Below are 22,103 nucleotides of genomic sequence, written 5' to 3' on the forward strand. Positions count from 1 at the left end.
GAAATTTAAGTATCTTAAATTTCGGATTTTTTATTTTATAAATTCGTCTGAGTTATTTTTTAGCTACTGAAACAAAATATTTATTTCCGTCACCCATTGTTAGCTTTACACGCTCATCGCAAAGATCGATTGCAAAATTTGCGCTTTCGTAGCAACTGCAGGTTGTATTTTTGTCTTTAGACATTTCTGTTTTGCAGTTGTTATTTTTAAAAGAAGCTAATTGAGGAGTGTATAAACTTACTAAATCTGTAGAAGCAGTAACTAAAGAGATAATACTAGCAGAGTTGGTATTTGTAATTCGGTATACAATTCTGTCCGTATAATTTACCTCATTAACTACTACTTTTCTGATGTATGTATAAGCTGTAGATCCTTCTCCCGGTTCTTTAACTTCAAATTTAAATCCAACCGCACGTATCGCAATGTCAAATTGCTGCTGAGAGTTTAAACTGGCCCAATTTGTTAATGTACTGATTGTTGGAAATGGATTTGAATTTGCAACAGGTGTATTAGTTTGAGCCTGTGCGAAGATGGTTAAAAAGATTAAGCAGATCGTAGGAAAACATGCTTTCATATTGTTCTGTAAATTTAAAAATTCGCCTACTCTAAATTGGTTTTCGGCTTTCCCATTTGGTTTTTAGTTGAAATTTTAAAAACGCTTTCAATGAAATAAATTATATTTCAAAGTTTAATTATTTTATAAAATTTCGATGCGTGAATTTAAGTTTATTATTAATGACAGCAAAGAAAAATTCAAGAAAAAATGATTTTAAAATCAGTTACAATGCATTTAATCGGATTTATTTACTTTTTGTCGATTTTTTCTTTCATTTTGTATTTTTTGATACTAAGCGTGAAATTATAAAAAAAATAAATCTTTTAGAGTAATCAGAAATTCAATTAATTACTTTTTATGGTTTAATAAAAGTGTTTTGTTTCAATTCTTTGATTTATAATGTATTATTGATTTTATTTTAAAGAAATTTGTGTGTAAATTTGCAAACTCTTCAATCTAAGATGTAAATATAATAATCTTGCTACTTAAAACGTAGTACATTCCTATGGAAAATAGAAAAAAAGTTGCTTTTTATACACTTGGCTGTAAACTGAATTTTTCAGAAACATCTACAATTGCCAGAAACTTTAATGATGAAGGTTTCGACAGAGTTGATTTTGAAGAAGTAGCAGACATTTATGTTATCAATACTTGCTCTGTAACTGAAAATGCTGATAAGCAATTCAAACAGGTTGTAAAAAAAGCTATGAAACTTAATGAGAAGGCTTTTGTTGCCGCTGTGGGTTGTTATGCACAATTAAAACCTGAGGAATTGGCAGCTGTTGATGGGGTCGATTTGGTTTTGGGAGCTACTGAAAAATTTAAAATTACAGATTATATTCATGACCTGAGCAAAAATGACATGGGGGAGGTTCATTCCTGCGAAATTGCCGAGGCTGATTTTTATGTAGGAAGTTATTCTATTGGTGATCGTACCCGTGCTTTCCTGAAAGTTCAGGATGGTTGTGATTATAAATGTACCTATTGCACAATTCCGTTGGCGAGAGGAATTTCAAGAAGCGATGCTTTAGAAAATGTATTGCAAAATGCCAAAGAGATTTCTGCACAAAACATAAAAGAAATTGTTTTAACCGGTGTCAATATTGGGGATTATGGCAAAGGTGAGTTTGGAAATAAAAAACACGAACATACTTTCCTGGACTTAGTGCAGGCTTTGGATAAAGTAGAAGGAATCGAGCGTTTGCGAATATCCTCTATCGAACCGAATTTATTGAAAAATGAAACCATTGAGTTTGTTTCTAAAAGCCGAACTTTTGTGCCCCATTTTCATATTCCACTGCAATCCGGGAGTAATGATATTTTAAAATTAATGAAACGTCGTTACTTGCGTGAAGTGTATACAGAGCGTGTCAATAAAATTCGCGAGGTAATGCCGAATGCCTGTATAGGTGTTGATGTAATTGTAGGTTTTCCAGGTGAAACAGATGAGCATTTCTTAGAAACGTATCATTTTCTGAATGAAATGGATATTTCGTATTTGCATGTTTTTACCTATTCTGAAAGAGATAATACTGAAGCTGCTGATATGCCAGGGATTGTTCCTGCTAATGTAAGAGCAAAACGAAGTAAAATGCTGCGTGGATTATCGGTTAAAAAACGTCGCTCTTTTTACGAAAGTCAATTAGGTTCTAACAGGACTGTTTTATTCGAAAGTGAAAATAAGGAAGGCTATATTCATGGTTTTACTGAAAACTATGTAAAAGTAAAAACACCTTGGAATCCCGAATTGGTTAATACTTTGCAGGAAATTAATCTAACTAAAATCGATGAAGACGGTAGTGTTCGATTGGAATTTTTAAATAAATTGGCAGAGGCCTAGTCACAATATTGTTTTTTGTCTATTCTCATCGTTCTAGTCTTCTTCGTTGAAATGACATAAAATTTAAAAAGTCCTTGAAAAAGGACTTTTTTATGCATTTATAAAATATTATTTCTCGTTTTCCTGCGAGACCAATTTCAAAGAATTAATATAATCCGAATCAAATTCAATAACCCTTATCTTATCTGGATTGAAATTAAGCTCTCCTCCAAATTGACCTCTGATATCTAAAAAATCAATCGTTAAAATTTCATCGTTTATCTCTATCAATTTTCCTAAATAAACCGATTTTGGGGATTTCTTTACAATCTGGAAAATGCCATATTTGTTGTTGATATAATGCAGTATGGTACTCAAATCCTTAATCGGAATAATGTCTTCGGCATTTGTTTTTAACCCTTTAAGGCGAATCACTTTTTCATTAAATACCAGTTCTTCATCTCTTTCGATTGCTTCGATGTTTTTGTTTTTTAAAATCACAAAACCATCAAGTATAAAATCGATTGGATTGTTTTTAAGTAAAATCCAGTCATCCGAATAATCAATCAGAAATCCGGTAAAGATTTCTTTTTTATCAGTAAATGCAATTGAAACCAATTGTCTTAAATATTGTTCCATTTTATTGTTTTTTAATTCCAAAATCAAGTTTCCTGTTCCAACTATAAGTTAAGGATAATAATTGGAATAGGGGATTTCATAGATCAGAATTTATATTTTAACTTAAGGATTTGTAGACCAGATACTGCTGTTCTTAACGAACACTCTGCGATTTAGTTTGAGTTGGGCGATTATCAACTCTGCAATGTCTTCTGACTGCATGACTTTTTCAGGATTTCCGTCAGTGAGGTTTAAATCTTTAGCCATATCAGTTGCAACGGTACTTGGTGTTAAGGCTGTAACGCGAATGTTGTGTTTTCTCATTTCCTGCATTAAAGAATCTGTTAATCCTAAAACTGCAAATTTAGAGGCACTGTAGGCACTGGTTAAGGCATTTCCGTTTAATCCGGCTGTAGAAGAAATATTGATAATATCACCAGTTTGCCTTTTGATCATATTAGGTAAAACGGCACGGGTTGTATAATAAGTTCCCATTAAGTTTACCTGTATGATTTTTTCCCATTCGGATGGCTCTAATTCCATAAACTTTCCAAAAGCAGCGATTCCGGCATTATTGATTAAAATATCAATGGTTTTAAATTCTGCTAAAGCTTTTTCAATAGCAGTATTTATCGAATTTATATCGGCCACGTCAGCAGTCAGAGCCAATGATTTTACTCCGAAATTTTCAATTTTAACAGCCAGCTGCTCGACATCCAATTGGGTTCTTGAGACTAAAATTACGTTTACACCTTCTTTTGCCAGAGCAATAGCAATAGCTTTTCCAATTCCTTTACCGGCTCCTGTAATCAGGGCATTTTTATTTTTTAGATTTGTCATGAGTGTATTTTTTAGAAATGCAAAAAGCATCAGTTTAGTTATACAAAAATACAGTTTTTGCTTACCAAAATGACGCTTTTTTTATTTCTTAATCTAAGTTTAACAGCTTTTGCTTATTCTTTCAAAACCATGTCAATACACATTACAGCTGCCAGGATTAATTGTCTCAGCGGAGAATCAGCTGGGACTGTTTCTTCAATTTGCAGGACATAATTGTCGGCACTGGTAAAAAACTCTTTGCCCATTCCGGCCCATTTTTTACTTACCTGAGCCAGCTGTTTGTTTTCGTGCGAAAATTTAAAATCCCAGCCGGTCCATTTTCCCTGAAGCGTTGCGACAGGTTTTTCATTTTTGTCTAGTATTTCGAATTTTCCTCCGATGGAAAAGAATTTCTGTTTAAAAGTTCCAACTAATCTGTCTTTCTCATCAAATATTTCGACAGTAGATCGAAAGATCGCAATACCACGTTTTACTGCAATTAATTTTTCGCCACTTGCTGTAGTGATTTCAACATTAAAAGGAGTCATTCGCTTATAATCTGTAAAGCGCAGCATTTTTGTAAAAAAGCCAAGATTGTTCTCACGGCAGTTCATGATAATCTGGTTGCTTTCAGGATTATAAATATCGTAATTGTTTGACGCTTTAAACATTCCGACATGTTCTTTTACTAAAAATAGGTTTTTACTTAAAATTGGGTTCATGAAATTTTACTTATAGTTGATTTATATAGAGCTAAATTAAATTATTCTATGAGAAATCTAACTTGAACTGTGCTTGAAATTTTAATTTTTTCAAATTCAATATTAGGTTCATTAGAAGGTTCTTCGGCATAAAAACTTCTGGAGCCTCTAATTGCAATTCCAGAAACACTTCCTGCTAATTGACTCGAAAAATCTTCAAAATTACTGATTTGTATAGCATTACCAACTTTTTGATTTAGAGGTTTAGTAAAACTTTCTGCTGTTTCTTTTGCGTTCAACATAGCTTTTCCATTAATCAGAAGTTTTATCTTTTTTTCATCTGAATTTTCAATTTTTTCAATTCGAACATTTGAGATGCCGATTTTTTCCAAACCGATAAAGGCTTTCGAAGCTTCGGAAGCATTTTTGACCAAAATAGAATATGATTTGGATTTGAAAATATCAGTTTGTTTTAAAAGATAAAACTTGTAATTGCTCGAAATGTCATTTACACTTAGGTTTTTATTTACATCTATACCAATCTCCTGTAATTTCTGAATCATTTCTTTTTCAATGTCTTCAACAGACTTTTTGCCTTTAAAATCTTTTTCCATTAAAAGAACATTTATCCAGACTTTATTTGGAATGACTAATGTGTCTGCCTTACCGGAAGACTCTATATAAGGCTTGTCAATTGAATTTTTAGTTTGGGAAAAGGAATTTATTGTTAACAGTGCAAATAATGCTAAAAGGCTTTTTTTCATTGTTTTAAAAGTTAATTTTAAATGTAAATAAGAAATTAATTATACTGTTTAGAAGTTTCAACCAGACGAATAAATTCAGCTTTATAGCCTTCGCCGTCATTTGAATTTCCTTGTTTGGCTAATTTAACTATTTCTTCGGAAGATTTGTTTGATATTAATTTTGAATCTCTCAATTTTAATCCAAACCAGGCCACGGCAGAACTAAATTTGAAATCATCAGAAGCTTTTTCTAAAACAATAGCTTTGTTTTCGATCACCTGAACCATTTCGATACTTTTATCGCCATCAGGTTTTTTGTAACGGAATTTTATCGTCGCAAGTTCATTATTGAAATTGGTTGTAGTTTCCTGAACCTTTGTGTATTTTAAATCATCAGGAAGACTTGTAAGATATGTACTGGAAACTCCTGCCGGAATGATTTCATACAAAGCCGTAACGATGTGGTTGCTCCCCAATTCACCCGCATCTATAGCATCATTTTTGAAATCTTCCGGACGAAGTTTTCTGTTTTCATATCCAATTAAACGGTAAGACTGCACTTGTATCGGATTGAATTCAATCTGAATTTTTACATCTTTCGCAATCGCAAACATCGATCCTTTAAATTCTTTTCCTAAAAAACGATTTGCCTCCTGAATATTATCAATGTAAGCGTAATTTCCGTTTCCTTTATCGGCCAGGATTTCCATTTTGCTGTCTTTGTAATTGCCCATTCCGTAGCCTAAACAAGTCAGGAAAACACCGGTTTTTCTTTTTTCTTCAATTAGTTTTTCCATGTCCGTATTCGAAGAATCTCCCACATTAAAATCACCGTCAGTTGCAAGAATTACACGATTGTTTCCGTTTTTAATAAAATTTTCAGAAGCAATTTTATAAGCCAGATTGATTCCGGCTCCTCCGGCAGTACTTCCTCCGGCGTTTAATTGATCCAAAGCATCAATAATAGTTTTTTTCTCGTCTCCAGAAGTTGGAGGCAAAACCAATCCGGCAGCTCCAGCGTAAACCACAATGGCAACTTTATCTTTTTGTCGTAATTCGTTTACCAAAATTTTCATCGATTGTTTTAATAAAGGCAATTTGTTCATTTCGCTCATTGACCCGGAAACATCAATTAAGAAAACAAGATTAGAAGCCGGTAAATCATCGGTTGGAATGTTTTTCCCCTGTAAACCAATTTTAAGGATTTTATTTTTGGAATTCCATGGAGAATCACTCAATTCGGTATTGATAGAAAACGGATGCTGGTCTTTTGGCTGTGGATAATTGTATTTGAAGAAGTTTACCATTTCCTCGACACGCACAGCATCTTTTGGAACTTCCTGTCCATTGTTCAGGAAACGTCTGATATTGGTGTAAGAAGCATTGTCAACATCAATAGAAAATGTAGAAAGTGGTGCTGTTTTCGGACTTTCGAAAGCATTTTCTACAAATGTATCATAATCTTCCTGAGAAGGTTCTGCAGGGATTGGTGTAATTGTGTTTAATTTTTTGTCTAATTCTTTTTCAGAGAGATTTTTATAAAGGTCGTTTTTCGTAGTGATGATAACAGTTCCATTATTAGTACCGCTATGAATTGATGAGTTTGGATCATTCTTAAGAATATGAACATCTTTAATATCATTTGGATTGATTTTTGCCATTTGGTCGGCTTTAATACGAACTCCGTCAACAATATACACAGGTTCATTTTTAGATGAAATTGAAGAAGATTCCCGAACTGTTGTAACACTTGCATTTGTAACTGGCTGAACTTGTTTTTTTGAAGTTTTTGCTCTGACTTCTGTCCCTTGAACTATTTGTACGGAAGCTGCTGTTTGGTGTTTTTTGCGTTTAACGGCATAACCCGTAACGACAACTTCTTCTAATGACTGGCTTTCTTCTTCGAGTTTTACATTAATAATGGTTTTGTCTCCAACAACTTTTGTCTGGGATTTCATTCCTATAAAACTGAAAACAAGAGCATCTCCTTTTTTTGCCTGAATAGAATAGTTTCCATTATAATCTGTTTGAGTATTTTTTTTAGTGCCTTTAATCACTACATAAGCGCCAGGAAGAGGTATGTTAGATTGATCTGTCACAATTCCTGTAATTGTTCTTTCCTGTGCCATGGTTACGAAACATATAAGCATAGTAATGGCTAATGAAATAAGTTTTAGACTTTTCATGATAGTAAGTTTTAGAATTAATGTTCGGGTCTTGGCTATTTTTTCAGAGCCGGTTTTCCAGTTTTAGTAGTGATGATAACAACTCCTTTTCTGCCTTTTTCGCCATATTTTTCTGTGGCTTCCAGATCCTGAAGTATGGTAATGGTTTTGATTTCCTGTTTATTTAAAGGAGCATACGGACTCGTCGGATTTTTTCCGAATAAATCATTTTCAGAGAAATAAATGCCGTCGATGATGTACAACGGTTCATCTAGAATAACGAGTGATTCTACATTTTCCGGACTCATATTAGGAAGCTCCTCCTGTATCATTTTGTCTCTTTTGTAATCGTCACTGTGTGCCATGGCATTTCCGTTAAGGACAATCAATGGTGCTGATTTTTTAGCCATTTGGCTTTGTTTTTCGGCAAAAGCAGCTTTAGCAGATTCTCTTTCTTTAAATTTTGAAGAATAACTCATTTCTTCACTGGTTTCTTTTTTTGAAACTATAGTATTGTCTTCTTCAAAAAGTTCCTCTTTTACGGGGGGAGATGCAATAGCTTCGGGAGTCATTTCAGAAACAACCACCGGTTCAATAAGTTGAACACTAGATCCCATTCCGGTTGCTTGCTGAATGGCGACACTCTCTTTGTTTTTTGCCTGATTTTCAAGAATTTTAATTGCTTCTTCCTTAGAGACAATTCCGGAGTCAGAAGAGATGGTTTTATCTTTTTGATTTAAATCGGATTTTTGAGATTTTTCAGTTTCCTGAATAACTACTTTTGGGATCTCATTTACTTGATTTTTGTCTGACTTTAAAAATTGAAATCCAAGAGAAAGTAATAACAGAAAGGAAGCTGCGACTGCAATTTTCTTCCATAAAGCAATGTTTTTTTTATCTTCTTTTTGATCCAGTTTATCTTCTACGCGCGACCAGATTTTTTCCATTCCCGGAAAATCTTTTTGTTCCGAGTTTTGTGCGGCTTCTTTAAATTTATCGAATATTTTATCCTGATTGTCCATGACTATTTTGCTTTTTGATAATACAATTTATTTACTAATTCCTTCAGTTTGGTTTTGGCCGCATTGAGTTGCGATTTTGAAGTGCCTTCAGAAATATTGAGCATTGCTGCAATTTCCTTGTGTCCGAAACCTTCAATGACAAAAAGGTTGAAAACCGTTTTGCAGCCTTCGGGAATATGGTTTAATAAATTGAGTAAATCCTCTTCTTCTAATGTGTTTATCTCATCTGTAAAAGGCTGCGAAAGTACTTTTACATCATCAAGATACATGTTGAAATTGGTGCTCTTTTTAATAGTTGCCAAACAGTGATTAACGGTAATTTTTCTGGCCCAGGCTTCAATAGCCTTATCTTCTTTGAGCTGGTCGAGTTTTGTAAAGATGGTGTAGAAAGCATCGGCCAGGGCTTCTTCTATTTCTTCTTCCTTCTTTAGGTATCGTTTGCAAACACGATACAATTTTGGAGCCATGTGCTCATAAACCTGACGCTGGGCATCACGGTTCATTTTTTTGCAGTTAGAAATTAGCGTTTCGTTTATCACAATTTTGGTCTTTAATTATAAAGAGAGTGAAAAAGATAAAAAGGTTGGGACGAAGATGAAAATAAATGTAAAAATAATTCAAATTAGGTTTTAATTTGCTGATTATTAATTTGTTATTTTGTTTTTAACATTAAAAGAAAAAGATCCCATAAAAAATGACAGATAATTACAATTTTGATGTTTCTGTATTTTTCATATTGCAAAGCCAATACCACCCCGATGACGATTGGGCCAATAATATTCACTAAAGTGCCATAGCCAAAGTGCATAAATCCAAAAACAGAACTAGAAATAAGTATAGCCAGCTTTTGATTTTTAATCAGTAATTCTAATCTGGGCAACAGATAGCCTCTAAAAATTAATTCTTCCGTAATACCAGCAGTTACACAAGTAAAAAAAAGTAATACATAACTTTTTTTTAAAATCCCTAAGGCTTTATTTAACACAGTACTTTGAGAGTTCATTTTCAGTAACATAAATAAAAGACCTGTTAAGACAACAGCCAGAAATAATTTTAAAAATGTTTTTAATATTGCTGTTGTTAAAAAAGAAAATGAATATTCAGTTTCTTTCCAAAGCAGAAAGGGCTGTTTTTCTATTTTAAAAGAATATAGGAATAAAAGCAGTAAGGAAATCCAAATTGTAAATCTCGAAATATAGAATTGAGCTTCTTTACTAAGTCCTGAATCTTTGAATAATAAAGAAGAATAAATTGCCAGAAAAGGAAGGAGTATTGAAAGTATGATGCCGATAATTAAAGTTGGTTTCTTAGCTGCGTTTGTAATGTTGAGCATTTATTTAGTTTGTAGGGTTTGATTATTATACCATTTTTCTATTTTTTTTATTGACTCTAAATCTGTTTTAGGATTACAATTTAATCCTAAATTGATTTTTGTTTGAGAAATATAAGAGTTTAGAAAAATTAAGGCAAAACCTCCAACTTCACCATTTTTACTTAGCATATGTGAAGAGAATAAATTCATATATCCACAGCATTTTTCTTTAGAATGCATAATTGAAATTAGATATTGAACATCATTTGGCTTTACCCAATTTTCAGGAAAATCTCCTATCATTGTTACAAAATTAAAACGGGAGTTTTTATTATATCTTTCAGTAAAAAGTGCGATAAATGATTTTGGATTTAAATCTTTTGGGGATAAAGTTTTGGGATATTCTTTTTGTATTAAATCTTCTATACTTGCAAATTCTATGTTATCTTTTTCTACATGGGTTATTTTAAAGTAATAAAACAGATAACCTCCAATTGAAAGAATAAAAAATAGTATTAGCGAGAGAATTATTTTTTTCATACAAATCATATTACTTAACCGGCAATGTCAATTTATAAATCTTAGTTTCCAAAAGCTCAGTGTCATTGTCCTCGCAAAGCAGAAACTCAATTTTATTGTTCTCTTTTTTGTAAAGTGTCAAACCTTCAAATTTATTGGTTGCCGTGATTTTTTGAGTAAAATCGATTTTCATGCTTTTAAGGTCGATGCGGCCAATGAAACTTCCTAAAACTTCGCCATCATCGTAGGTTGATTTGGTATCTTCGGCGGTAGAAAGGAAATAGATTTTGTCTTCGACTAAAATAGCATCGGTAAAACTGGAACGAACTCCTTTTATTTTTGGCAGTTTGTAATTGACAGAAATCAGGGCAAATTCTTCTCCAAGATTTTTGGCATGGATGGTAAAAATGGTGTTTTTGTTCGAAATTCCGTTCCCGCGGTTGAATAAGTACCAGTTTTCACCATCAAAAATAGCACCTTCGAGATTGAAATCTTCCGGTTTTATTTCGCCGAAATTTTGCATCAGCGCATACAAATCGACCAGATTATTTTTTTGTATAACCGTTTTCGATTTCAGATTGAATTCTATCATTTTGTTTCGGTTTTCAGTGGATCCGGAACCAAAAATATACAGTGTATCGTTATGATGCGTGATCGATTCAAAATCCGGTTTTAAGTTTTTTGGAATGTTTTGCGTTGGATTTTCAATTAAAGGATGCTGGTTTAACTGCTGATTCTGCATGTTGTATTCGTATAAAAATCCGCTGTTGTCGCCAATAACATAAAGTGAATCATTATTTAAAAATAATCCGGAGGCAGAACCGATTCCGATGATTTGAAATAGTATTTCTAATGTGAATTTTTCCATGAATTGTTGTTTTGAGTACTGGTATTTTTGGTTTATTTTTTATTTATTAATTTTAATGTCTGCTGATTAATAATTTGTTTTATTTTTTGAAGTTCATTAGTGGAAACGCATTCTCCAACACTAATATATACTAAATTATTATCGTCAGTAATATTTTGGTTTTGCTTTTCAGCTTCATCTGAGCTATCCAATCCACTGATTAGATATACTGGAGTTCCTTCATCGTAAAGCAGATTAGTAATTTCAATGGCTCTCTTTAGTATAGCATCCTGAGTATCTTTCTTATTTTTCGAGTATTCAAAACCTATTGTACATTCTAAAAGACTGCAAAATGATAGTGCTTTTAATAGCAGTTGATTTTCTGTTTCAGGAATTTGTTTTAAGCTCTTGAAACATTTGCCGTAAATTTTATGGTGAAATTTTTGGTCAGGATCATCATTTTGACTGAAGACCTGAATTCCTAATAAAAGTAAAAGTATTAGAAAGTTTTTTTTCATCACGTAGATATAAAATTATGAAAGTGAAAGTTGTTTTGAAAACCAATGCTTAGCCCTGATAGTAATGAAAATACTTTGAAAAGAAAATGTGTTTTTTCCTGACAGAACGAAGCGACCAGCGGAAGCTTTGTTATGGCTTTGGAAAAAAGCATTTTATTGAAAAGTATTGCAATGAATAGCAGGAATATGCTTCGTAAAAATAGTATATTTACTTGTATAAAACTTAGAAATATGAAATCGCCACTGATAAAATCTTTGTGTAAACAAAAACAATTAAAGGCGATAACATATGTGACCAATAATAATTAAAATTAACACATATGAAATCAATAGACCCGAATGATTTTAAAGTTACAGATAAAATAAAATTGTCTAAGATTCCGACTTTGCTTAATATCGAAGCTAATGATGATGAAAAAGAAGAAAAATTGGATAAGGTTCAGGCGAAATTGAGTGATTTGCAGGATGTCATGTATTCACACAATAAATATGGTGTTTTAATTTGTCTGCAGGGAATGGATACTTCAGGCAAAGACAGTTTGATTAGGGAAGTTTTTAAGGAATTTAACCCGCGTGGTGTTGTGGTACATAGTTTTAAAACACCCAATTCGACTGAGTTGGAACACGATTATTTATGGAGACATTATATTGCTTTACCGGAAAAAGGGAAGTTCGCTATTTTTAACAGAACGCATTATGAGAATGTTCTGGTAACCCGTGTACATCCTGAGTATATTTTGGGAGAGAATTTACCCGGAATCAATTCGGTTGAAGATATTACACCCAAATTCTGGAAAAACAGAATTGAGCAAATCAATAATTTTGAAAAGCATATTACGCAAAATGGAACCATTGTGATGAAATTTTACATGCATTTGAGTAAAGAAGAGCAAAGAGAACGTTTGTTACGTCGTTTGGAAGAAGAAAGACACCATTGGAAATTTTCGCCCGGAGATTTAAAAGAGCGTGAACACTGGAAAGAATACATGCAATATTATGAGAAAGCCATTAATAAAACTTCAACAGATTATGCACCCTGGTATGTAATTCCGGCAGATGACAAGGAAATGGCCCGTTATATAGTAGCGAAAATTATATTGGAAGAAATGCAAAAATATACCGATATTAAAGAACCAGAGCTTGATGATAAGATTAAAGCTAATATCGAAATGTATAAAAAAGAGCTGGGAGAAAAGTAATAAAATTAACATTTTAAAAAAACTTAGGTTTTTTACATTATTTAAACACACATTTACTCTTCTAATATTTGAATTAATTACCATGAAAAGAATTATTTTTTTTATCTCAGTTATGATTTATATTGTTTGCTATCCAAATGGTCCAAAAATTAGAACAGAGCTTTCTAATATTAATGATACGTTGAAGGTGGTAAAAAAAGTTTCTGCAAATTATACTAATGGGAATCCAGAGCCAGAGGAAGTTTGGACTTTTTTTTATGAAAATGATTTGATTTCCAAAATCGAATCATTAAGTGATGGTAAGATTACAGCAAGCGTTGAAATAAATTATGAAGATGGGAAGATAAAGGAAATGAAAGATTATATAAAACCATTAAAAAGCTTAAACGAAATCTCTGTTTTGAGAGTTTTTAATTATGATAAAGATTTAATAACTAATATTTTGACAACAGAAAGTCAAAGAAAAATACTTTATATGTATACTTATAACGATTTGAAACAGATTATAAAATGTCAAATTTCAGAAAATGGTAAACTGTTATCTGAAGAAGCATATTTGTACGATAAAAAGGGAAATCTTTCTGAGAGGAAATATGAAGGGCAATCTAAAAAGGATATGACGTTTTATAAATCGTATGATGATAAACATAATTCATTTGGTTTGATTTATTCAGAAGCTTATTTGAAAATTATATCTATGGCTAAGAATAATATTCTTCATAGTTATAATTATGATGGAGGAGTTGATAAATATCAATATGAGTATAATTCAAAAAATTACCCAACAAAAATAACATTGAAGAGGAATGGTCAGATACAAAATATTACTACAATTCAGTATGAGTAAAAAAACAAACCCGACAGATTATCAAAATCCATCGGGTTTACCAAAAAAAATAAAAATAACTTGAATTTAGTTTTTACAATTCAAAACCATATGCTACTCGTAGTGCAACCTGATTGGTATTGAATTTGTCATAATCTTCATATCTTAAACTGATATCAATATGTTTTCCGGCATATCCAATACTTGGAGCCCATAAAATTGAGGTTTCATTATAATTATTAGTTACAGCAAAACCCGCACCAATTTCTCCCATAACATAAAACTGATCTTCCCATACGAATGCTTTAAAACCGGCTTTTGTAGGAATGAAACCTAAATCAGGAACATCGTCACCAACAAATAAGTTAGTAAAACCGGTTGTCAATGTTAGTGAGGTTCTTTTAGATAAATCATATTGAAGTCTTACATCTCCACCAAGAGCCCAGTCATAATCATCTCCATCGGTTGGGATTCCGCCACTTACTCCAAATCCTAATTTGAATTTCTGATCATAATTTTGTATTTCATCATTCTGCTGCGCAGTTGAGGACGTCGTGTAAAGCATTGCAAAGACTGCAATAAATAAAATTCGGATGTTTTGTAAATTTTTCATGCGTGTATTTTTTTAATTACTATGATGTAAAATTAGTTTTGAGGTACTGCTATGTAGTTATATAATTTTTCGAAATCGTTACATAATGTAAATATTGTTAAAATTCAGGCAATGCATTATTGGTTGTAATCCCTTGATTTTACTGGTTTTTTTGATTTTATTCAAAAATATACTCAAGCCTTTTTATTCTTTAAATTTTGATGAAATGTTAAAATTAAGTAAGTATTTTATTGCTTTTAGAAGAACAAAATCTATTAAGCTTCGTATTTTGGCCTAATCCGAAGCATGTGATTATCTTTGCAAGGCTAAAAGAATAAAAGTAAATTTAAAACACACGGAAAGTCGAAGGTGTCTGGATTGGGTTCTTGGCAGGATTAACTTCTGCTGCAGTATTTTTATATATTCACTTTCATTATCTAACAAAAAAATTAATCAATAATTAAGATTCAAATACCTAAATTTGAACCATAAAAAATACACTAAATATGGAATTACCTAAATTTTTACTTGGAGATAATACTGATTTTCCAGACGATATTTTTATCATTCATCTTGATTATCCTCGATTTATTATCAATTTAAAAGATGACGAGGTTGAGTTTTTGGAAGAAGCCGAAGATCTTGATGAAGCCGAATTGAATGCAGAAATGGAAGGTTTAATTGAAAAGGCAAATAACTTTTACGACAGAGAAATAAATCGTTACGAAGAGTAGAGACGCACTGCAGCGTATTTCTACCCATGTACAATTCAAAATTTTCCAATGAAAAAATTACGTTTTTTAAAACCCGTTTTAAATTTCATTTTAATCGGATTGCTGATTACTACTTTAAGTAGAATATTTTTATTTTTTATTTTTAAAGACAGAGTAGTTGAAACACCTAATTTCTGGTATATTTTTCCAATCGGTCTTCGAATGGATTTGATATTACTATGTTATTTGTCTTTTCTCCCGGCTCTTTTAATTACTTTTTTGCCTAATAAATGGCTAAAGTTTACTAACTCCTTTTTGGTAATTTATAGTTTTCTGTTTCTGTTTCTGATTCTTTTTGTAGAATTGGCTTCGCCGGATTTTGTAAAACAGTATGATACGCGTCCGAATAAGATTTTCCTTGATTACCTGATTTATCCTAAGGAAGTTGTCGGAATGCTTTTGAAAAGTTATCTGACTTCTATTATCGTTACTTTCCTGATTTTAGGAGTAGTTATTTATTTGGCTTTCAAAAAAGGGAAACAATTTTTTCATACAACTACTGCCGAATATAAGTTCAAATTAATGGTTTTTCCGTTAGTGGCGTTTTTATTGTTTTTTGGGGCCCGTTCAAGTCTGACTTCAAAACGCCCGATTAATGCCAGTAATGCTGTTTTTTCAACGGATCAGCTTACCAATACATTGGGATTAAATTCGTTTTATACGGTTGCTTTTGCTGCTTATTCGATTAAAAACGAAGGTAACACTAAGATGTATGGTAAAATGGAGGAAGCCGAAGCCATTGCTCGTGTAAAAAAATACATGATTGCGGGACCTAATGATTTTACCGATGCCGAAATTCCGTTTCTGCATGTTCAGCAACCAGATTCTGTTTTGAAGAAACCTTATAATCTGGTGATATTTCTTCAGGAAAGTTTAGGTGCCGAATATGTTGGGATCCTTGGAGGTAAACCATTAACTCCGGAGTTTGATAAATTATCGAAAGAAGGTCTGTTGTTTACCAATTTATATTGTACCGGAACCCGAAGCGTTCGTGGAATTGAAGCGGTTGTAACCGGATTTTTGCCTTCTCCGTCTGAAAGTGTAGTGAAGTTAGGAAATTCACAACAAGGTTTTTTTACACTTGCCGATGCCTTAAAACACAAAGGATATGACACTAGTTTTATCTATGGCGGAATGGCGAATTTTGACAATATGGCTTCATTTTTCAACGGAAACGGATTTGAAGATATTGTAGATCAGGAAGATTTTGAATCAGATGGGAATAAATATGCCTTCAAAGGAACCTGGGGCTATTCTGATGAGGATTTGGTGACCAAAGCGAATAATTATTTTAAATCAAAAGGAGATAAACCTTTCTTTTCTTTGATGTTTTCGACATCCAATCATGAGCCTTTTGAATATCCAGCCGGAAGAATCCAGCCGTATGACAAGAATCCTGCAACAGTTAACAATGCCATGAAATATGCTGATTTTTCGATAGGGAAATTCTTCGAAATGGCTAAAAAAGAGGCGTATTTTAAAAACACTATTTTCATTGTTATTGCCGATCATAATACCAGAACTTACGGAAAAAATTTAGTACCAATCAATAAATTTCATATTCCCGCTCTAATCTTGGGCCCTGGAGTTCCAAAAGGAGTTTCGTATAGTAAATTGGCCAGTCAGATTGACATTCCACCAACGTTATTAAGTTATTTGGGACTTTCGTTTGAAACGCCAATGGTAGGTAGAAATTTAAATCAGTTAGATGCAAAAACTCAGGGTAGATCTATCATGCAATTTAATGATATCAATGCGTTCAGAGTAGAGAATCAGGTTGTAATTATGCAGCCAAATTTGAAACCGCTTCAATTTGAAATCAAAAATGATACAACTTTGATTCCAGTAAAATTAAACGAAGAATTAGCAAAAGATGCTTTGGCACATGTTATAACTGCGGGTAATTTGTATAAGGAAAATAAATATAAGCTGAGAGAGGTAAAAAAATAATTTTGCAACTCATTTTGATAATGAAAAGCTGCTAAAGATGAATTTCTTCTTTAGCAGCTTTTTTGTTTTATTGCCTGAATTTTAAATAATAACAAAATCACAATTTATGTGAAATTGTCGTAACTTTAATGGTTTGATTTTTAGTTTCTTATGATGTGTTTCTATGAAGGCAAAATGAGGTAACAAAAAATGAGTTTTGTTTATCTGTTTATAAATGATTAAAACTAAATCGATATGAAAAATCTTAAAACAATCACTTTTACAGCAGTATTTATAATATGTTGTTTAGCAAATGTAAAAGCACAGGAAGGTAAAGTTGTTAAGGAAAAAGCGATTAAATCCGGTTCGGTTTCAGAAAGCACTTTGGATGTATCTGCACAAAAAAGCAGTATAAATGGTATAAATAATGGAATGCCAAACAGGATTTCGATGAATGTTACGGTTGCCAAACAAACCCAGGGAGCAACTTTTGGAGAGAAAGTAAATTCAGGTAAAATAAATGTAACATTAGTAGAAGGAGGATGTATCGTTTTATTTTCTTCAAGTGAAGGATACAAAGTCAATACAGCAAATAAAAGTATAACCGAACTGAGCAAAAGTGAAGTCGCGACTTTTGGCGAAAAAGTCAATCAGGGTTTGCATGCGGCTGGGAATGCTGTGTCTCAGGGAGCTTCTTTATTGGGAGGTGCTATGCCGGGTGGTTCTATTATTTCGGCTGCGGTTTCCAGTGTTGGCAATTTAGCTGGAGCTGGAGGAGGAGCGGCAGCAGCTTCTTATGCTCGTACTGGAAAGGCACAAACACCTGATTCTGAAAATACTATTTTAAAAATTCAGGATAACCAAAATCAAACGGTGTTTGACCTGGCAGATGGCGAATATGAATTGAGTTTCGTTGTTGTCGAAAAAGCAACTTCGGGACTAAAAGATACTTTAAAAACTCAGGTCAGAATGGCTTTTATAATAGAAAAAGGTGTTTTGAAAACCAAACACGATACAGCTAAAAATTCCGTTGGCAATATTCGTTAAAACAAATAATCCTTGGAGCTGCAAAAGGTGCTATTTTTCTTTTTGCAGCTTTTTTTATTTTAAAAACAAATATTTTTCTTCCAACAGGGGTAACAAAAAAGGAGCTTTGTTTATCTATTTTAAAATATTAAAACTTAATCATCATGAAAAATTTTAAAACAGTAATTTTTACAACAGCATTCGTATTGTGCTGCTTAACAAACGTAAAAGCTCAGGATAGTAAAAATGTAAAAGAAAAAACAGTTAAATCAAATTCGGCTTCAGAGTTGAGAACTACATTAGAAACACAGACTCAAGCTGGTGTTGCATTAGATAAAAGACGTCTGAAAACCAAACACGATACTGCTAAAAATTCTGTAGGGAATATCCGTTGAAAAAATAAAATTTTCTATACGAAAAATAGAAAAGGTTACATTTTTTTATACTTGTCCAATAATAACTGAGCGGCTGCAAAAGGTGATATTTCATTATTTTGTACCGCTTTTTTAATTTGGTCCAATTGTGAAATAATTTCAGGCTGATTGTAAAAATTTGATTTCAACTGTTCATTGATGGTTTCCATCATCCAGAATTGATTTTGTTCTTTTCTTTTCTCCTGAAAGAAGCCATTTTCATGAGTTATTTCAAAATATTCAGAAATCGTTTCCCAGACTTCTGAAATACCATCTTTAGTTATGGCGCTGCAAGTTGTAACTTTTGGCCGCCAGGTTGATTTTTTGGAAGGAAATAAATGCAAGGCTCTGTTAAATTCAACTTTGGCCAAATTTGCTTTTTTGATATTGTCTCCGTCAGCCTTGTTGATTACAATTGCATCAGCCATTTCCATAATACCACGTTTGATTCCCTGAAGTTCATCACCGGCACCGGAAATTTTGAGTAATAAAAAGAAGTCAACCATACTGTGAACGGCTGTTTCGCTTTGACCAACACCAACCGTTTCAATAATAATTGTATCAAAACCTGCAGCTTCACAAAGGATAATAGACTCACGGGTTTTTCTAGCCACACCACCTAAAGTTTCGCCGGAAGCACTTGGTCTTATAAAAGCATTTTCATCTTTTACCAATTCTTCCATTCGGGTTTTATCCCCTAAAATACTGCCGTGAGAAAGAGAACTACTTGGATCTACCGCTAAAACGGCGACTTTTTTTCCTAATTGCGTCAGGAAAGTTCCAAAGACCTCAATAAAAGTGCTTTTTCCAACACCCGGAACTCCTGTAATTCCTATTCGGATGGATTTATTAGCTTTAGGCAGACATCCTTTAATAACCTCATTTGCTTTTTCATTATGTTCTGGATTTGTGCTTTCGATTAAAGTAATAGCACGGCTTAGATCTGTTCGGTTTCCGGAAAGAATTCCTGAAATCAGTTCTTCTGCGGATGGCTGTTGCCTGCGTTTGTTTTTAATTTGGCTGATTGCCGAAGCATTGGTGATTTCGGGAGATGAAATTCCAGCCTTTTCGTTTAAACTGCCGGTCTGCTTATTTGAACTTGGCAAAACACATTTTTTAGAATGGTAAAAGTACTGAAAACAAAAACAGTTTCAAAAGCAGAAAATTGCCTAGGAAACTGTTTTTTGTTAAAACACGAATTAATTGTCTCACTTTTAAATTCATGCTAATTTGTGAAATCTGTATTTGATTAATACCCAGCAGTAAATCGAACCTGATGGTGTTTTGGAGTTTCGATTTCATCAGCAATCACAACCGCTAAATCTTCTACAGATAAAATGCTTCTTTGTTCATCATTAAAAACAGGGTTTTCCAGACCTAAACGGTATTTTCCTGTTCTTCCGGTTTTGGTTCCCTGATGCATTTCAAAAGCAGGACTAAAAAATGCCCAATCCAGTTCTTTTTCTTCTTTTATAATTTCTAAATAATGTCTCGCTGCATTTGCACCATCAAAAATTTCTTTCGGGAAATCAGGAGTGTCAATTGCTTGTAAACCCGGTGCCACAAACAAGCTGCCGGCACCTCCAATTGTGATGAAACGTTTTACGCCAGATTGTTTTACAGCAGCCTGGATTGCTTTTGATCCTCTAATGGAATCATCATAAATGTTTGGATTTGTCCAACCCGGATTAAATGCATTCACTACAACATCATGACCTTTTAAAGTTTCTGCCAATGAGTCAACATCATAAACATCTGCTGCGATCCAGGTTGCATTTGTGGTGTCTTTTGGTGTTCTGGCTATTGCTGTAATTTCGTGTTTTCTGTCTGCCAATTCATTTAAAATAGCTGTTCCAACGAAGCCTGTAGCTCCAATAATTGCGATTTTCATAGTATATAAATTTATTTAGTAATAAAAAAAGTTACAGTTTTAGTTAAAAAAAATGGTTTTTAAAATTGGGTCGAAAAATCTTCCAGAGAAATGTTTTCTAATTGCTCACAGACTTTCTGATTCATTTCTACGTATAGTGCATCGAGATTCTGATTGATTTTTTTTCCAACAGGACAATCCGGATTAGGCTGATTTTTAGCATAACCCAAACCGATATTCTCAAAAGTCATTTCAAATATTTCTTTTAAAGTTATATTTGAAGCTGCTTTAGATAATTTTGTCCCTCCATTTTTGCCTTCTTTGCTTTCTACAATATGATGTGCTTTTAGGTTTGCAATTTCTTTTCGGACCAAAACAGGGTTCAGGTTCATACTTCCTGCAATAAACTCTGATGACAAATAATCATTCGGAAATTTAGTGAGTAAAGTAAGAATGTGAACCGAGATGGCAAATTTACCTGACAGCATACTGTAATAAAATATATTACAAATTTAAGCCATTTTATAGTACAAAAACTAATTTTAACTAAAAATTAATTTATAACAGTTAAAAACTACAAATTGAAACTAAAGCTAAAATGGGTAAATCGTTCATTTTAAGGATGTACATTTCCCTGATTGACTATTTTGATTTTTGATTGATTTATAGTCGAAAAATATGCCCAGGTAATAAAAAGAAGCTGCATAGGTATTCTAATCCATAAATACGATATGCCTTTGCCTGTATAGTCGGCAGTTTGCAAGTTAATGTGGTGAATTGCGGCATAAATATTAGCAGGGAACAGTAAGATGAAAAATAAAATAAGCAGTTTCCCCGTTAGGACTTTGGTATTGCGGAACAGTAGTCCAATTGCTGCAATTAACTCTATAACTCCTGTAAAAATGACAATTACATTTGGCAAGGGTAGAAAAGGAATCATCATTGTCATTCCTTTCGTAAAAACAAAATGACCTACAGCTGTAAATACCAGCATGAGTGCCATAGCAACTCTGCCTGAAAATCTAAATTCAAGGCGTTTGGTTGTAAGCAAAATAGTAAGTAGCGTTAGTGTAAAAACTCCAAAGAGCACAATTAAGGTTTCCATATCTTTTTGATTTATGATACAAAGTTGCATACTAATGAAACTTAAAACAATGAACTTGGGTTAATAAATGCGTTTTCGTATTCGGCTTAAAGCTTGTGGAGTAATACCAATATAGGATGCAAGGTATTTTTGGGGTATTTTTTGAATTAATTGAGGTTGTTCTGTGAATAAATTACGATATCTTTGTTCTGCTGACTCGTTCAGTAATGACAGTTCTCTTTTTGATTTTTTTAGAAATAATCCCTCGCTTGCTAATCTGCCGATTGTATTACCAATTTTGGTCACGGTATAAATGTCTTGGAGATCATTGTAAGAGATACGCCAAAGTATTGTGTCTACAAGAGCTTCTACGGTGTAGTTTGCGGGTAATCTGGTAATGAATGAATCATAACCACTTACAAATTCGCCATCAAATCCAAAAGTAAATGTGAGGTCTTTGTTTTCAGAGGGGACATAATATCTAACGATTCCTTTTTCTACAAAAGAAAGATAATTTTCAACATGACCGGTTTTAAGTATGGTTGTTTTCTTTGGAAATTCCTGACGGGTGAGTTTTGAGGAAAAGGTATTCCAGTCTTCATCAGAGAGTTTTGCCATTCGTTCTAAATTGTCTCTTATTTGCTGCATTACTTTTATAGTTATATATTAAAAGTAACAAAAAACTTAAAGAAGTGCTATAATTTGTTCAACTCAACAGTTAATAAATCCCTACTTTTGTGCTCAGGCTTTGA

25 protein-coding genes are annotated in these 22,103 nt (G+C 32.9%); 7 read left to right on the forward strand and 18 right to left on the reverse strand.

The window, feature by feature from the left end:
• Positions 1-52: 52 nt before the first annotated feature.
• Positions 53-574 carry a hypothetical protein gene (locus BXU10_RS03195; RefSeq protein ID WP_078226063.1) on the reverse strand — a complete coding sequence of 174 codons (522 nt, stop codon included), beginning with the start codon at positions 572-574 and terminating at the stop codon, positions 53-55.
• A gap of 487 nt (positions 575-1,061) precedes the next feature.
• Here BXU10_RS03195 and mtaB point away from each other — a divergent pair, with 487 nt between their 5' ends.
• Positions 1,062-2,396 (forward strand): tRNA (N(6)-L-threonylcarbamoyladenosine(37)-C(2))-methylthiotransferase MtaB, encoded by a 1,335-nt coding sequence (mtaB, locus tag BXU10_RS03200; protein WP_078226064.1) that lies wholly within the window; start codon positions 1,062-1,064, stop codon positions 2,394-2,396.
• A 108-nt stretch (positions 2,397-2,504) separates the two neighbouring features.
• Here mtaB and BXU10_RS03205 read toward each other — a convergent pair whose 3' ends face one another.
• From BXU10_RS03205 to BXU10_RS03255, 11 genes are all read right to left on the reverse strand, one after another.
• A complete protein-coding gene (locus tag BXU10_RS03205; protein WP_078226065.1) occupies positions 2,505-3,014 on the reverse strand; it encodes a hypothetical protein in 510 nt (169 codons plus the stop codon).
• 102 nt (positions 3,015-3,116) lie between these two features.
• Entirely contained in the window at positions 3,117-3,833 is a 717-nt protein-coding gene (locus BXU10_RS03210) for a 3-ketoacyl-ACP reductase (protein ID WP_078226066.1), read from the reverse strand.
• 113 nt (positions 3,834-3,946) lie between these two features.
• On the reverse strand, positions 3,947-4,534 hold the full coding sequence (locus BXU10_RS03215; protein ID WP_078226067.1) for an LURP-one-related/scramblase family protein: 588 nt from the start codon (positions 4,532-4,534) through the stop codon (positions 3,947-3,949).
• 41 nt (positions 4,535-4,575) lie between these two features.
• Complete coding sequence (locus BXU10_RS03220; protein WP_078226068.1) at positions 4,576-5,277, reverse strand: SIMPL domain-containing protein; 702 nt, start codon at positions 5,275-5,277, stop codon at positions 4,576-4,578.
• Between the two features lie 35 nt (positions 5,278-5,312).
• Complete coding sequence (locus BXU10_RS03225; RefSeq protein WP_078226069.1) at positions 5,313-7,442, reverse strand: VWA domain-containing protein; 2,130 nt, start codon at positions 7,440-7,442, stop codon at positions 5,313-5,315.
• A gap of 35 nt (positions 7,443-7,477) precedes the next feature.
• Positions 7,478-8,443, reverse strand: a complete 966-nt coding sequence (locus BXU10_RS03230) for a hypothetical protein (protein ID WP_078226070.1) — start codon at positions 8,441-8,443, stop codon at positions 7,478-7,480.
• Positions 8,444-8,445: 2 nt separating this feature from the next.
• Complete coding sequence (locus BXU10_RS03235) at positions 8,446-8,946, reverse strand: RNA polymerase sigma factor (RefSeq protein ID WP_078227898.1); 501 nt, start codon at positions 8,944-8,946, stop codon at positions 8,446-8,448.
• 149 nt (positions 8,947-9,095) lie between these two features.
• Complete coding sequence (locus tag BXU10_RS03240) at positions 9,096-9,776, reverse strand: CPBP family intramembrane glutamic endopeptidase (RefSeq protein ID WP_078226071.1); 681 nt, start codon at positions 9,774-9,776, stop codon at positions 9,096-9,098.
• Positions 9,777-10,295, reverse strand: coding sequence for a hypothetical protein (locus BXU10_RS03245; protein WP_078226072.1), 519 nt, complete (start codon positions 10,293-10,295; stop codon positions 9,777-9,779).
• 10 nt (positions 10,296-10,305) lie between these two features.
• On the reverse strand, positions 10,306-11,142 hold the full coding sequence (locus BXU10_RS03250; protein WP_078226073.1) for a hypothetical protein: 837 nt from the start codon (positions 11,140-11,142) through the stop codon (positions 10,306-10,308).
• 32 nt (positions 11,143-11,174) lie between these two features.
• A complete protein-coding gene (locus BXU10_RS03255; RefSeq protein ID WP_078226074.1) occupies positions 11,175-11,639 on the reverse strand; it encodes a hypothetical protein in 465 nt (154 codons plus the stop codon).
• Between the two features lie 320 nt (positions 11,640-11,959).
• On the opposite strand from BXU10_RS03255, the gene BXU10_RS03260 reads away from it, so the two are divergent.
• Together BXU10_RS03260 and BXU10_RS03265 are read left to right on the forward strand one after the other, a co-directional pair.
• Entirely contained in the window at positions 11,960-12,838 is an 879-nt protein-coding gene (locus BXU10_RS03260; protein ID WP_078226075.1) for a PPK2 family polyphosphate kinase, read from the forward strand.
• Between the two features lie 82 nt (positions 12,839-12,920).
• Entirely contained in the window at positions 12,921-13,685 is a 765-nt protein-coding gene (locus tag BXU10_RS03265; protein ID WP_078226076.1) for a hypothetical protein, read from the forward strand.
• 73 nt (positions 13,686-13,758) lie between these two features.
• Here BXU10_RS03265 and BXU10_RS03270 read toward each other — a convergent pair whose 3' ends face one another.
• Complete coding sequence (locus BXU10_RS03270) at positions 13,759-14,277, reverse strand: hypothetical protein (protein WP_078226077.1); 519 nt, start codon at positions 14,275-14,277, stop codon at positions 13,759-13,761.
• Between the two features lie 485 nt (positions 14,278-14,762).
• Between BXU10_RS03270 and BXU10_RS03275 the strand changes: the two genes are divergently transcribed.
• The 4 genes from BXU10_RS03275 (at position 14,763) to BXU10_RS03290 (ending at position 18,379) form a co-directional block, all read left to right on the forward strand.
• Positions 14,763-14,990: a hypothetical protein gene (locus BXU10_RS03275; protein ID WP_031456150.1), complete on the forward strand. Its 228-nt coding sequence runs from the start codon at positions 14,763-14,765 to the stop codon at positions 14,988-14,990.
• 48 nt (positions 14,991-15,038) lie between these two features.
• Positions 15,039-16,979, forward strand: coding sequence for an LTA synthase family protein (locus tag BXU10_RS03280; protein WP_078226078.1), 1,941 nt, complete (start codon positions 15,039-15,041; stop codon positions 16,977-16,979).
• A gap of 234 nt (positions 16,980-17,213) precedes the next feature.
• Positions 17,214-18,005, forward strand: coding sequence for a hypothetical protein (locus tag BXU10_RS03285; RefSeq protein ID WP_078226079.1), 792 nt, complete (start codon positions 17,214-17,216; stop codon positions 18,003-18,005).
• 143 nt (positions 18,006-18,148) lie between these two features.
• Positions 18,149-18,379 carry a hypothetical protein gene (locus BXU10_RS03290; RefSeq protein WP_078226080.1) on the forward strand — a complete coding sequence of 77 codons (231 nt, stop codon included), beginning with the start codon at positions 18,149-18,151 and terminating at the stop codon, positions 18,377-18,379.
• 35 nt (positions 18,380-18,414) lie between these two features.
• Here the strand turns inward: BXU10_RS03290 and meaB are convergent, their stop codons facing one another.
• From meaB to BXU10_RS03315, 5 genes are all read right to left on the reverse strand, one after another.
• A complete protein-coding gene (gene meaB / locus BXU10_RS03295; protein WP_078226081.1) occupies positions 18,415-19,503 on the reverse strand; it encodes a methylmalonyl Co-A mutase-associated GTPase MeaB in 1,089 nt (362 codons plus the stop codon).
• 143 nt (positions 19,504-19,646) lie between these two features.
• On the reverse strand, positions 19,647-20,288 hold the full coding sequence (locus BXU10_RS03300; RefSeq protein ID WP_078226082.1) for an NAD(P)-dependent oxidoreductase: 642 nt from the start codon (positions 20,286-20,288) through the stop codon (positions 19,647-19,649).
• A 59-nt stretch (positions 20,289-20,347) separates the two neighbouring features.
• Positions 20,348-20,755 carry an Rrf2 family transcriptional regulator gene (locus BXU10_RS03305; RefSeq protein WP_078226083.1) on the reverse strand — a complete coding sequence of 136 codons (408 nt, stop codon included), beginning with the start codon at positions 20,753-20,755 and terminating at the stop codon, positions 20,348-20,350.
• Positions 20,756-20,883: 128 nt separating this feature from the next.
• Positions 20,884-21,372 (reverse strand): hypothetical protein, encoded by a 489-nt coding sequence (locus tag BXU10_RS03310; protein WP_078227899.1) that lies wholly within the window; start codon positions 21,370-21,372, stop codon positions 20,884-20,886.
• Between the two features lie 60 nt (positions 21,373-21,432).
• Positions 21,433-21,999: a Crp/Fnr family transcriptional regulator gene (locus BXU10_RS03315; protein WP_078226084.1), complete on the reverse strand. Its 567-nt coding sequence runs from the start codon at positions 21,997-21,999 to the stop codon at positions 21,433-21,435.
• Positions 22,000-22,103: the final 104 nt, after the last annotated feature.

The sequence above is a fragment of the Flavobacterium sp. LM4 genome (assembly GCF_002017935.1).
Taxonomy (GTDB): Bacteria; Bacteroidota; Bacteroidia; order Flavobacteriales; family Flavobacteriaceae; genus Flavobacterium; species Flavobacterium chungangense.